The organism is Acinetobacter sp. SwsAc6 (assembly GCF_013391565.1).
Classification (GTDB): Bacteria; Pseudomonadota; Gammaproteobacteria; order Pseudomonadales; family Moraxellaceae; genus Acinetobacter; species Acinetobacter cumulans.
The window spans coordinates 37,798-49,793 of the sequence record NZ_JACAXE010000026.1; the positions used below are offsets into that span (position 1 = coordinate 37,798).

Annotated in this window: 13 protein-coding genes; 2 read left to right on the forward strand and 11 right to left on the reverse strand. The window is 38.1% G+C overall.

Annotation, left to right across the window (positions count from 1 at the left end; translation table 11 throughout):
• Positions 1–10: 10 nt before the first annotated feature.
• Together HYG93_RS14860 and HYG93_RS14865 are read right to left on the reverse strand one after the other, a co-directional pair.
• Positions 11–934, reverse strand: a complete 924-nt coding sequence (locus HYG93_RS14860) for a mechanosensitive ion channel family protein (protein ID WP_106986213.1) — start codon at positions 932–934, stop codon at positions 11–13.
• A gap of 9 nt (positions 935–943) precedes the next feature.
• Complete coding sequence (locus tag HYG93_RS14865) at positions 944–1,765, reverse strand: hypothetical protein (protein WP_106986212.1); 822 nt, start codon at positions 1,763–1,765, stop codon at positions 944–946.
• A 100-nt stretch (positions 1,766–1,865) separates the two neighbouring features.
• Between HYG93_RS14865 and gspE the strand changes: the two genes are divergently transcribed.
• A complete protein-coding gene (gspE, locus tag HYG93_RS14870; protein WP_178962588.1) occupies positions 1,866–3,353 on the forward strand; it encodes a type II secretion system ATPase GspE in 1,488 nt (495 codons plus the stop codon).
• 229 nt (positions 3,354–3,582) lie between these two features.
• On the opposite strand, the gene HYG93_RS14875 is transcribed toward gspE, so the two are convergent.
• Genes HYG93_RS14875 through HYG93_RS14885 form a run of 3 tightly spaced genes read right to left on the reverse strand, consistent with a single transcriptional unit; the run spans position 3,583 to position 5,980 of the window.
• Positions 3,583–4,464 (reverse strand): tetratricopeptide repeat protein, encoded by an 882-nt coding sequence (locus tag HYG93_RS14875; protein ID WP_120365128.1) that lies wholly within the window; start codon positions 4,462–4,464, stop codon positions 3,583–3,585.
• A gap of 15 nt (positions 4,465–4,479) precedes the next feature.
• Entirely contained in the window at positions 4,480–5,562 is a 1,083-nt protein-coding gene (locus tag HYG93_RS14880; RefSeq protein ID WP_120365127.1) for a LysM domain-containing protein, read from the reverse strand.
• 4 nt (positions 5,563–5,566) lie between these two features.
• Entirely contained in the window at positions 5,567–5,980 is a 414-nt protein-coding gene (locus HYG93_RS14885) for a DUF2345 domain-containing protein (protein WP_228198724.1), read from the reverse strand.
• Positions 5,981–6,069: 89 nt separating this feature from the next.
• On the opposite strand from HYG93_RS14885, the gene HYG93_RS14890 reads away from it, so the two are divergent.
• Entirely contained in the window at positions 6,070–6,768 is a 699-nt protein-coding gene (locus tag HYG93_RS14890; protein ID WP_117008180.1) for a hypothetical protein, read from the forward strand.
• A gap of 117 nt (positions 6,769–6,885) precedes the next feature.
• Here HYG93_RS14890 and HYG93_RS14895 read toward each other — a convergent pair whose 3' ends face one another.
• The 6 genes from HYG93_RS14895 to HYG93_RS14920 form a co-directional block, all read right to left on the reverse strand.
• Positions 6,886–7,311 carry an organic hydroperoxide resistance protein gene (locus tag HYG93_RS14895; RefSeq protein ID WP_117008179.1) on the reverse strand — a complete coding sequence of 142 codons (426 nt, stop codon included), beginning with the start codon at positions 7,309–7,311 and terminating at the stop codon, positions 6,886–6,888.
• Between the two features lie 201 nt (positions 7,312–7,512).
• Entirely contained in the window at positions 7,513–7,905 is a 393-nt protein-coding gene (locus HYG93_RS14900) for a DUF4951 domain-containing protein (protein WP_117008178.1), read from the reverse strand.
• A gap of 111 nt (positions 7,906–8,016) precedes the next feature.
• Positions 8,017–8,862: a carbon-nitrogen hydrolase family protein gene (locus HYG93_RS14905; RefSeq protein WP_106986207.1), complete on the reverse strand. Its 846-nt coding sequence runs from the start codon at positions 8,860–8,862 to the stop codon at positions 8,017–8,019.
• 32 nt (positions 8,863–8,894) lie between these two features.
• On the reverse strand, positions 8,895–9,416 hold the full coding sequence (gene gigB / locus HYG93_RS14910; RefSeq protein ID WP_106986206.1) for an anti-anti-sigma factor GigB: 522 nt from the start codon (positions 9,414–9,416) through the stop codon (positions 8,895–8,897).
• 112 nt (positions 9,417–9,528) lie between these two features.
• Complete coding sequence (gene gigA, locus HYG93_RS14915) at positions 9,529–10,497, reverse strand: RsbU family protein phosphatase GigA (RefSeq protein WP_106986205.1); 969 nt, start codon at positions 10,495–10,497, stop codon at positions 9,529–9,531.
• 99 nt (positions 10,498–10,596) lie between these two features.
• On the reverse strand, positions 10,597–11,484 hold the full coding sequence (locus tag HYG93_RS14920) for a VacJ family lipoprotein (protein ID WP_106986204.1): 888 nt from the start codon (positions 11,482–11,484) through the stop codon (positions 10,597–10,599).
• Positions 11,485–11,996: the final 512 nt, after the last annotated feature.

The window sequence follows — 11,996 nt, forward strand, 5'->3', positions numbered from 1 at the left end:
TAAACATGGCTTATTTTAAGTCTGGCTCACGTTTTAATTCTTCTGCATTGGCATAGCTATCAATTTCTTCATTATGCAAAGCTTGTGCGGAAGGGCGGTCAACAAAGCCCATTTTGGGTACAGGAATTTCAATTTGATTGTCGACAAAACCATTTCGAATGCGTTCCTGCATTTCATCACGAACTTTCAGGAAGTTTTCTTGCTGGCACCATACGGCAAACAATAACTCAATAGACGACTCACGAAATGCTGTAACGGTGACTGCGGGTTTCGGGTCGGCCAATACCAAAGGATATTTATTGGCAACATCCAGCAAAACTTCACGAACTTTAATAATATCTTCATGGAAGTTAATGGCTAGGGTAATTGGGATGCGCCGTATCGGAAACTTCGACAGGTTATGCACGGGTGCACGGATGAGCTGTTCATTGGGCAGGCGAACATAGACATTGTCTTGAGTCAGCAATTTTACAGAGAGTAAATCAATCGAAATGACTTCACCTTCAATGGTATGGCCACGAATTAACGTAATTTGAATGGTATCGCCAATTTCAAATGAACCTTCGCCAATTAAAAAGATACCACTGATGAGGTTGGATGCAGAAGTTTGCGATGCAAAACCCAAGGCCACCGTTAAAATACCAGCCGCCCCTAAAAAGACGCTGAGTTTGAAGCCGGCTTCTTTGAGACTGGCCATCACAAAGATCATAAAAATAAAATAGAAAATACCGCGTCGCCAAACTAAGCGTTGGTGTTCATTAAATCGTGTTCCAATCGTGCGAATAAACGTATTGGAAACAAAGCGTGCTATTAAAAAACCTAATAGCGCTAGTATAATGGCAACCACAATTTCTGTGAGTCGATCGGTATTAATATTTTTAACAATACTGGTCAGACTGCTGGTCACTTCTGCTGGAATATTGGTATTGGGCATCCATCACTCCTAGAACAGTGAATCGAACATATTAAATAATGCACCCGCAGGTTCGCGTGGTGGGTGCACATACATCACTTCACCTGCATGTGGTGGCGTACGGTTTTCAATGCGCACACGTGGTGGTCGATCAGGCCCTTCATGAATAACTTTGATTTGCGATGTCCATAATCGACCTGTGCTTTCGCTATAAAATAAAGGTAAGGCAGGTACAGGTACATTCATCCGATCAAAGCGCAGTTGTTCGTGGCTGGTATTGTGAAATTCAATAGGGGTGACTGCACGAAAAGCACGAATCTTCAATTGATGGAGTTCAGTGCGACCATCCACAGCTGTGGCATAGCAGATTTCACCTGTACGCTTATTGGGGCCAAACCATGTATCTTTGGGTAAAATCACTGGGATATCAAACAAAGGGTCTTTTTGCCCCTCAACAAAGCCCGCAACCCATAATGGTGTACTGATATAAAGCGTACCGCGCTGACCCGCTGGAATATAGATCGGATCGACAGGGCGGATAACGACAGAACGATTGGCCAAGCGCGGCATGATTTGAATTTTTTCATGCGTATTTTTAAACATATAACGTTCAATATGCACAGGTGCAGGAAATGCAAACTCAGGATCATCAATACGATGCCACTGTTGCTCATAGTCAAACTGTACGCTAGGGCGGTGATATTCCATTCGCCACTCTTGTAAACCACGGGTCAAGCGAAATAATAACGAGCCAAACTGCCATGATTTCGGTCGGTTCAGCTCAAAGTGATGCTCACCCCACCATTTTACTTTGGATGTTTCTGTTTCCAGTACGTCACTGACGAAAGACAATGGTATTTTCCTTATATCATTAAAAGCTGTAAAACATACTTCACGCTGTCATGTGCTTAGAGTACACTCAAATTACTTTTATTCATCATTATAAACTGTGATGCAAGTACTTAAACAATTACAAATACCATATAGTTTTGCCAAGCGTCATGGCGTATTGCTTCGTTATGAGGGTGACCAAGCATTTATTATTCGTCGTGACAATACACCGCTGTTGGCTTTACAAGAAGCACGTCGTTTTCTGGGGCATTCAGCCAGCTATCAACTATGCACTGAGCAAGAGTTTAATCAACTCCTCAGCTCAAGCTTTGCAGGTGATACAGGGGAATCACAGCAAGTCGCAGCAGGTTTGGAGGATCATCCCGATTTGCTCAGTCTTGCGGATTCTGTACCTGAAGCAGAAGATCTGATGGATCAGGAAGATGATGCGCCAATTGTACGTTTGATTAATGCATTGTTGTCCGAGGCGATTCGCGTTGGTGCATCGGATATACATATTGAATCTTTTGAGAAGAAACTCTCTGTACGTTTACGTGTGGATGGTCAACTGCGTGAAATTGTACAACCGCGCCGTGAACTCGCGCCTTTGCTGGTATCACGTATTAAAGTCATGGCAAAGCTGGATATTGCCGAAAAACGTATTCCACAAGATGGTCGTATTTCATTACGCTTGGCAGGTCGTGAAGTGGATGTACGTGTATCAACCTTGCCGTCGTCTTATGGTGAGCGCGTAGTGATGCGTTTGTTAGATAAGCAGGCGGGTCGTTTAAACATGACGCATTTGGGTCTCATGAACAACGACTATGAACGGCTAAAAGTTCTAGTTCACCGACCGCATGGCATTATTTTGGTGACTGGACCGACGGGTTCAGGTAAAACCACAACCTTATATGCTGCGCTGTCCGACTTAAACGATGGCTCTAAAAATATTCTGACGGCTGAAGACCCGATTGAATATCAATTAGAAGGCATTGGTCAGACACAGGTGAATACCAAAGTTGATATGACCTTTGCTCGCGCTTTAAAAGCCATGCTCCGTCAAGATCCTGATGTGGTGATGGTGGGTGAGATCCGTGATTTGGAAACGGCAGAAATTGCGGTACAAGCATCGCTCACAGGTCACTTGGTGTTATCGACACTGCATACCAATACGGCCATTGGCGCCGTAACTCGTTTAAAAGATATGGGCATTGAGCCATTTTTATTGTCCAGCTCGCTCATTGGTGTGATTGCACAACGTTTGGTACGCACTTTATGTTCGCACTGTGCAATGTGGCATGATGCTGACGATTTTGAAACTAAATTATTTGCAAATATTCAGCATGATACTGTGCTAAAACTGCCTAAACCTAAGGGCTGTGATCATTGTTCACATACAGGTTTTAATGGACGTACTGCAATTTATGAAATTGTGCCTGTAGATGAGCAAATGCGCCGCTTAATTCATGGTAATGCTGCGGAATATGAGTTGGAAAACTATGCACGTCGTGATGCGGGTTCAATTCGTGATGATGGTTTACGTAAAGTACTAGGAGGTAAAACAACGCTGGAAGAAGTGCTTCGTGTGACAAATGAAGCAGAGGAGTAATGAAGGAAACATTCACTTTGTTTTTTTATTACTGATAACAGCGCGTACTGTTGAATCTGCCTAATTAAAATCATGGAACATTGATTGAGCATTAATCGTCGAACGGGATAAATCATTTAAAAAGCCTAACTCAACTGAGTTAGGCTTTTATATCAATACAAAATATTGAAATTTATTAAGAAATCAAAAGTATTTCGTATAACGTGTATTGTGTTAATTGTATGAAGCCTTAATTTTTTAATTCAGACATCTTTATCTTTGCAACATCTAGGCCCATCTCTGCCGCTAATTCATAATATCTATATGCTTTATCTAAGTCTTTTGGGACTCCATTACCTTCTTCGTATAATGATGCTAAATTATAGGCTGCTCTAGGATCATTTTGCTGTAAAGCTTTTTCATACCAATATATAGCTTTAGAAATCGATTTTTCAATAATTTCGCCTTTCATATACATTACTGCGACATTAAATTGTGATGGAGCATAATTTTTCTCAGCAGCTTTCAAAGAATATTGAAAGTATTTATTTTTATCCTTAAGTCCATTCCAACCATTTAAATAACAGTTAGCTACGTTAGATTCACCTAGATAATAGCCCAAATCAGCAGATTCTTTAAAATATCCACAAGCCTTATTTTTATCGCTAGCAACATAAGAACCATTAAAATACATTAACCCTATTGAATTTATAGCTTCTGGTACCTTTTTTTGCATAGATTTGTTGTAAAATTCATATGCCAACTCATCATTTTTTTCAACTCCTTGTCCTCGATAATAAAGATTACCAATATTATTTTCAGCTATTCCATTACCATTTTCAGCAGATTTTTTATACCAAGTTATAGCATTTTCAATATCTTCATTTTGACCTAGATATCCATTTTCATATACTACCCCTAATAGATTTTGAGCAGTAGAATCTCCATTTTCAGCATTTTTTTGGATTTTTTGGAACAGTGATTTTTGTTGAATTTCATCATTTCCTTCAGCTATTTCTTTGAACTCTAATATCTGCACTTTATCTTTTTCTTGGCTGTAATTTTCACTTTTAGCCTCACAACCACTAATGATAAAAGATATAAATAAACTTACTACTAATGAAAATTTCATTGTGCATTTCCAAATCTAATTTAAAGGAATTACGAATGTATAGCTAAGATTATGTTGTATATTAAAACCACCTCCAATACCTGTTTCTGCACCAGCCATTGGGGTAGTTCCCTCATCAAACTTTCCATCAAATAAAGCATCAGGAGTAAGCCCCGCGCCAACGACAGCAGAACCACCTAATAGAAAATATGAATTGGCATTTACACTATACCCAAGCCCTTTTAAATCATCTAAGCTTGCTGCTTCACTAATCAAATACCCACCTTCTATAGATAATGATGGTGTTCCTTGTACAGCTGAAACCCCAGGTGCAACAAATATCCCCCATTTTCCAGAAGGAGTTCTAGCAACACCTACTTGTATACTTGCTCCAGCACCAATTACTGCAGCTATTGCTCCTGAAAAATTAACATACATAAGCTGTGTCCCTTTCATATTTCCTTCAATTTTGACTACAACTTTTGAATTATTTTTAGATATTTCAAATTTATCTTTTATATATTTTTTATATTCTTTATGATCTTGTAATTCTTGTTTTTTTGCATCAATTTCATCTTTAATTATAATGACTTGTCCAACTTTTAAAGAATTAATATTAATTCCTTTGTTTCTAATACTAATATCATTAACAGATACACTATGTTGTTTAGCAATAGATCCTAAATTTTCTCCAGCTTTAACGGTATGTTTGATAATACTCGGATATAAGTAAATATTTTTATCTAAATTTTTATTTAAAATACGAGTTCTTCGTTCATAACTTCCCGCTTTTTCTTGTTTTTGGAAAGTTTTAGTATTAATAATTATTGAAGGAGCTTCTATTGTTATCGTTCGGATCTCTTTTGAATCCATTCTTTTGTTATAAGAAAAAAAACCTATTTCTGTCCATTCTTTATAAGGCGTAGGGAACCCCATGACTTCAAATACTAATTTTTCTAGACCAACTATTGAGTCCCCTTTACCCTTACCATCTCTGGTAACAGATGTAACTAACAGTCGTTTTATTTTTCTATTTCCATCATTGATAACTGATATCTTATAGTTTAACCCATCTACAGCATGGCCTTGTCTGTCTTTAAAAAAAACATTAAATTTCATATTATTAATCTTCCTTATTTTTTACTTCTTCTTGGAAGTCTTCATCAGTAATCACCCATTCATAATCAGGATCATCTATTACAACTTGTAATTCTTCTTGTTTATTATCAATACTGGCAAAGCGTTCTGTTCGACCATGTTCATCTAGTACCCCTGATTTATATATTTTTTGATCTTTTAATAAAGCCCTATACTTAACTTCTGAAAATTCGAAGTCTTTAAACACATCAAAAACATCTATTCGATTTGTAAAAGAATAGTTATCTTTATTCATAGCCAAACTGCTAAAACTAGGCATTACAGATTGAACGTGAGCACCTCCTTTAAAAAGATGTTGTCCAGCTTTTACCTCAAACTTTGCAGGAGTTATAATTTTAATACCATCTTTATTAATGATAATCTGAGAACCGCCAGCCATAGGTTTACCTATTTTTTTTATTAATTATAAAAATCCAAATTTAATTGGATTGATATAAAATTTTATTTAATCAATGCTTTATATGAAATATGACCTTTATAGTAGCCATACAATTAAATGATAGCATCATTATCGCAGCAGACAATAAGCGAGTTGTAATAAAAGAAACAGGTGAAATGCAATTCAGTTCTGAAAAAGCTGCTAAAATTTACACGTGGGATCAAGGGATTATCACAGGTACTGGTGAAAGTTATGTCATTAGCCGATCCATTGAACTATTTAGGCAACTGGCTCATTTAGACCATAATAAACTCCCTCTATGCCTGGATATTTCAAGACAAATTAGAGAACTAGAAATTGGCACAGACTACTTTCAAGTTGAAAATACTAAGTTACTCTGTTCCTGTTATAGCGAACGTGGTGCACAACTTTACGTCATCCAACGATTTGGCCCTTCACAACCGTATGAACTTAGTGCTATTCCTACGATGGATATTACAGTTTGGTTGTATCATCCTAACATTGATGCAATTTCCGAGGATCTACACAACCTCCATCGAGATCTAAAAGATTATGTAGCCTTTACCCACAAAGCGGACTGGATCAATTACTACATTAATCGCCTAGCCCCAATCTACCAAAAACAAAGCCAACACGATCCATTAATGAGTCAGAGCTTTGATTTCTTTTTCCAGACAAAGGATGAATACCTCACTGGCCATATTCCGAATACCCAAAAGACAGCCCTAGACTTCAAAGAAATTTCCTCTAATTTAGGTTCTATTTGAAATTATGGTAATCATATGAAATGATTAATATTTTTTATATAATTTATTATTTCCAATTAGTTGTTTTTAGAGCCGATTATAAAAATCGGCTTCACCTCAAAATTTGAATTTTTTAAATCAAACAATCACATTCAACGTCACATCAATATTGCCACGTGTCGCATTTGAGTAAGGGCACACAATATGCGCAGCATCAACCAATTTTTGCGCCTCAGCTTGTTCTAGACCTTCCAAATGAATATTTAAAGTCACTTCAATGCCAAAACCTGTTGGAATAGGGCCAATGCTGACATCACCTTCCACATACACATCAGGTGTGATTTTTAAATGATCACGGTTAGCCACAAATTTCATTGCACCTAAGAAGCATGCAGAATAGCCCGCAGCAAAGAGCTGTTCAGGGTTAGTTCCGCCACCAGCACCGCCCATTTCTTTAGGTACTTTAAGTTGAATATCTAAAATACCGTCGGATGAGGTTGCTCGGCCATCACGTCCTCCAGTTGCTTTTGCATGTGCTGTATAGACTGCTTTTTCTAAACTCATTGTTATTCTCTAAATATTCTTAAGGGAGTATTAATCCTGTCTGAAAATCGCACAGGAATAAGCAGTGATTTTGTAAATATTGAAGTAGGCTTCAGTGGAAAATAGATAGAAAAAGCAAAAGAGATGAATTAAATGACGATACGAGTAGGGAAGTGTTGTTCATTGATAGTCTTAACTACCAATGAACATTTTTGGTATTGTTTACCAAAGGCCTGCAATTTTTTTCATTAATTGCGCACGGAAAGGGGCAGTCGGGTTGCCAGCATTACGCTGAGTTTCATTTTCATAAAACTTTTGCCAAGTCTGAACCATTTCTAAAGTGACATCTTGTGTTTTTAGCTTTTCAACGTCTTCTTTACTGATGTTATTTAAGCGTTTTTCCGCACCATCAGGTCCTGTTCCCCAACCAATAATACCCTGACCAAATGCAGGCAAAGACATATTGTTTGGTGTTGGTGGAATCGCTAAACGGTCAATATTTGGGTCAACCAAAGATTTAATGGTTGGTCGTACTTTTTCTGAAATTTGAATCTCAGCAAAAGAGGCAACAGAAACGGAAAGCAGTACAGCAGAAAGGAGAACGGATTTAAACATTGGAATAAAACCAATTTTAATAAATAAGAATCATTATTATAAATAAGCTGGTAGGGATTTACAGTACAACATGGAGTTAAATCGTGCTATTTGCTAAATTAAATAAGCAGATTAGTCGCTATACGAATTAGTCGGATATTGTAGTAAAACACGATGTTGCAATAGGGGCATAGATGCCCGAACTTGATTTTGCTCTTCTAAATTCGATGGAACGGTGATGATGGATGCACCTTCAGTTTGGATCATATCAAGCAATTGGCCACGACTGTCTGACGCGCCTGCATGGCCCCAAGTTTGGCGTTTTTCACCATGCCAACCTTGTTGTGCAGCACCCAAAACTAGGCATTGCGTATCCATTGCGCGTGCTTGTAATAACAATTGCCAATGCATCTCACCTGTAGTGTAGGTAAAGGCTGCGGGCGCTGTTAAAATATTTGCGCCTTGCGCACGCAGTGTGAGTGCAAGTTCTGGAAAGCGCAAGTCATAGCAGACCATCAGGCCAATATGACCAAACGGCGTTTTTGCAACCACTGGATCTGTGCCTGGTTCAAAGAACTTAGATTCTTGATAACCACCGACAGCGTCACCCACTTGTACATCAAATAAATGAATTTTGTCATAACGTGCTTCTGTACGCTCTGGGCTAATGCACAGGCTAACTGTCCGTACTCGACCATCTTTAATAATTGAGCCATCTGGACGAAATGGGCAAGGTAAAGTACCTGCGACAATCCAAATGCTATAGCGATGTGCAAGCTGTTCTAAGCGTTGTTGAAAAACTTCAAACTGCGCAGCGGTTTCACGCTGTTTACCTGCAGCAAAGCAGATAAAATTTTCAGGAAACACAATGAGACTTGCTCCCTGAGCTTTACTTTGCTGAATCAAAGATTCAATGACAGAGAAGTTTGCTTCTATATCATTTTGTGAATTCATTTGAGCAACAGAAAGAAAAGTCATGGAGTTCTCAATGTGAAAAAAAAGGGGGGAGATTACGCGTTGTGTTGTACAGCAGTTTGGTCGATAGAATCTTGCTCTTTTTGCAATTGTTTCACTAAGGGCTCAAACATATTTTGATTGCTTTCATTGAGTTTCATCAATGTTTTATGCGCATCTAATACGGTGCAAAGCATATTGTTATGCGTTACATTTTCTTCCATTAATGTACGTGTACATACATTTGGATCGCCACAATAATTCAAAATCACAAATACCTGCCCAAGCCCCATACTGTTGGCGAGCGTGGTAATATCTGAATTTGTTGAAAGCATGACTGCTTGAATGTGATGGATTTGTTTGAGCTTTAAGCCCAGCTTAGCCAAAATGCCTAAAACTGTACTGTCAATAAATGTAGTTTGGGTTAAATCTACGATCGCACCAACGACATTCTCTTGTTGTTCAATTTTATTTAGCAGCTTGTCTAAACTAATGCAAGATTGGGCACGCACTTCGCCTATAAGCTTAAAAATATGCGTTCCATTCAAGCTTGCATATTCAACATGACCTGTTGACATATAAATGCCATTTGCAGAGAAGGATAGTAAATTATCCCATAGGGGCACTGCTTACTCAAGTATCCGAAAGGATGATTCTATAGTGAAAAACGATAAATATTTGATTTATAAATTAATTGATTCGACGCAAGCTTAGAATTGCAATATCATCGGCAACGTGCTCGGGTGCTTGAAATGATTGATTTTGCAAGTGATGTACCAATTGACGCAATTGTTCATTCAATCCACCATCGAAAGGTTCAAGTGCGCCATCTGAACAAATAATAAACCGAGCATTCGGTTTTAGTTGGCATTCAAACTCTTCCACTTCTAAGTCTTCTGTTAAACCTAATGGAAAACTACTGGTGGTTAAAATACGAGGTTCTTGGTCTTTTTCAAATAAAATTGCAGGGGGGTAGTGGCCTGCACTCGACCAGCGTAAATGATGTGTTTCAATATTTAAAATACCCGCAATCATCGTGATGTGCTTTTCGATATTTTCTTGCACCAGCATGCCGTTAAGCTTTTTAATCAGTTCACGAGGATTTTTAGAACGACCGTGGAAAGCAGCCATCCATGAGGTTAATAGACTACTGGTCACCCCATGGCCGGAAACATCTGCCAAATAAAACATGATTTCTTTATCGCTAATTTTCCAGTAATCATACCAATCACCAGATAAATAAGCAGAAGGTTGAAATAAAGTCTCGATTTTATAATTGAATAATTCAATAGGATTGGGCAGTAATTTTTTTTGTAATTCAGCCGCTGAAGGTAGATCGCGACTGTCTTGATTACGCTTGTATTTGGCATCAATTTTAATAAGCGCTTTTTGTGGGTTTGAAGGGAGTTTGCTCCAAATCCAACCTGCCAGCGCACCTTGTTCCCAAGCGGCAGCCAAAGCCAAGCCTTCATCTTCTAATGCCAGCGCAATCGTCGGCAAAGTCCACTGATGTGTTAGATAATCCTGTACATCAGCAATTGCAATAATAGTCGGATCATACAAATGGAGATCTTCAATGCGAATCATTTGAACACTGGGAAGTGTGTCTAGTACCTGATCTAGATGTGGAATATCACGGGTCGGTTGAATGAAATACATAAAGAAATAAGATGATCCTGAAGTATCATGAGCAATATACTATAACAAGCATTCGCAGGGCGGAGGAGAAAATCATCATCCCCCGCAATTAAATTAAAACTATTCTGTGGCGTGATCGTCAGAAGAATCAGTGTCTACTGGATCTGAAGATTCATCCTCTGGATCGTCGCCTTCATCACTAATAAACATATTTTCATCTGCAAGGCCCTTTTTCTCAGCAACAATAAAGTTTAGGCGTTGTAGATAAATATCACGAATTTGAGCATATTTATCACCTTGTAGGACTTTTTCAAGATCGAGCAATTCCGCACGACTATCAACAGCACGTAAGGCTTGTTCAGCCCAAAAGACACCTTTATGGTCTTCTAATATATAGCGTTGTGGGCGCGCAAAACTATCAGCAGCAAAGCCTACCGTTTCACGAATTGTACTTGGGCCTAATATAGGAAGAACCAAATAAGGTCCAGTAGGCACACCATAATAACCAAGAGTTGTGCCAAAGCCTTCGGTTTCTGCTGTTAAATGTAAGCGACGTGCAGGGTCTGCAAAGCCTAAAGTGGTTAGTGTATTAATGGTAAAACGGCCTAAGCTTTTAGCAGCATGCATCGGGCGACCTTGAACCAGTTGATTCACCGCATTCCAAGGCTCATTTAAGTTTTTACGAAATTGACGATATGAGCCACGAACAGGCTCGGGTACTTTTTCTGAATACTGCACTGCAATAGGACGTGCAACATTACGATCTAATACATCGTTAAACTGATAAACCTTACGGTTCCATGCTTCAAAAGGATCTTTTTCTTCATCTGCTTGTGATGCTGAAGCATTTACAGTGAGTTTTTTTACGACTTCACTAGATTTTGTTGCAAACTTCGAATTAGACGAAGTCGTAGATGAGATAGATTCATCTGATGGCTCAGCTGCAAATGCAGGTGAAATCGCAAGGGTGAATAGCAAACTTGCAGATAAAAAAGAAAAATGATGCATATAGAATGATCCCAAAATTTATTATTGGCTTAATAAAGCTGACTCAATCATAAATAAAATCGCTTTAATAGTCTTGAATATCGAACCATTAAAGCAAATTTGCCTAAAAAATGAATCAAAAAAATGAAAAATGGCTAAAAAGCATACGTATGACTGTTATTTTTCAAAAAAAATAAAAAATAGGGTTGCAACGGATGTGAAATGCTGTAGAATGCACATCCATCGGCGGTGATGAAGATTAAAACTTCTGATAAAACAAAGACTTGGTTGAATTGATTAAGTTTGGTTTTATTTGATAAGTTTAAAATAATTTGAATTACTTGTTGACACTAAATAAATTTAGTGTAATATAGCCGACCTAGCTTGCTGGTGACGAACCATCAAGAAGATCATTAAGAGATTATGAAGAACAACTTGTGTGGATTTTTACTGGTTGATCAATCGAATATATTTTCATTGATAATTGGTAGAAATTTCTCGAAGTTTATTTGAGTAAATATTTGTCAGTAATT

What these genes read in the sequence shown, in the direction of transcription:
- HYG93_RS14890 (WP_117008180.1), top strand. Translation starts at nt 6,070, where the DNA reads ATGACCTTTATAGTAGCCATACAATTAAATGATAGCATCATTATCGCA.
- HYG93_RS14900 (WP_117008178.1), bottom strand. Translation starts at nt 7,905, where the DNA reads ATGTTTAAATCCGTTCTCCTTTCTGCTGTACTGCTTTCCGTTTCTGTT.
- HYG93_RS14860 (WP_106986213.1), bottom strand. Translation starts at nt 934, where the DNA reads ATGCCCAATACCAATATTCCAGCAGAAGTGACCAGCAGTCTGACCAGT.
- HYG93_RS14875 (WP_120365128.1), bottom strand. Translation starts at nt 4,464, where the DNA reads ATGAAATTTTCATTAGTAGTAAGTTTATTTATATCTTTTATCATTAGT.
- HYG93_RS14905 (WP_106986207.1), bottom strand. Translation starts at nt 8,862, where the DNA reads ATGACTTTTCTTTCTGTTGCTCAAATGAATTCACAAAATGATATAGAA.
- HYG93_RS14920 (WP_106986204.1), bottom strand. Translation starts at nt 11,484, where the DNA reads ATGCATCATTTTTCTTTTTTATCTGCAAGTTTGCTATTCACCCTTGCG.
- gigB (WP_106986206.1), bottom strand. Translation starts at nt 9,416, where the DNA reads ATGTCAACAGGTCATGTTGAATATGCAAGCTTGAATGGAACGCATATT.
- gspE (WP_178962588.1), top strand. Translation starts at nt 1,866, where the DNA reads ATGCAAGTACTTAAACAATTACAAATACCATATAGTTTTGCCAAGCGT.
- HYG93_RS14895 (WP_117008179.1), bottom strand. Translation starts at nt 7,311, where the DNA reads ATGAGTTTAGAAAAAGCAGTCTATACAGCACATGCAAAAGCAACTGGA.
- HYG93_RS14880 (WP_120365127.1), bottom strand. Translation starts at nt 5,562, where the DNA reads ATGAAATTTAATGTTTTTTTTAAAGACAGACAAGGCCATGCTGTAGAT.
- gigA (WP_106986205.1), bottom strand. Translation starts at nt 10,497, where the DNA reads ATGTATTTCATTCAACCGACCCGTGATATTCCACATCTAGATCAGGTA.
- HYG93_RS14885 (WP_228198724.1), bottom strand. Translation starts at nt 5,980, where the DNA reads ATGGCTGGCGGTTCTCAGATTATCATTAATAAAGATGGTATTAAAATT.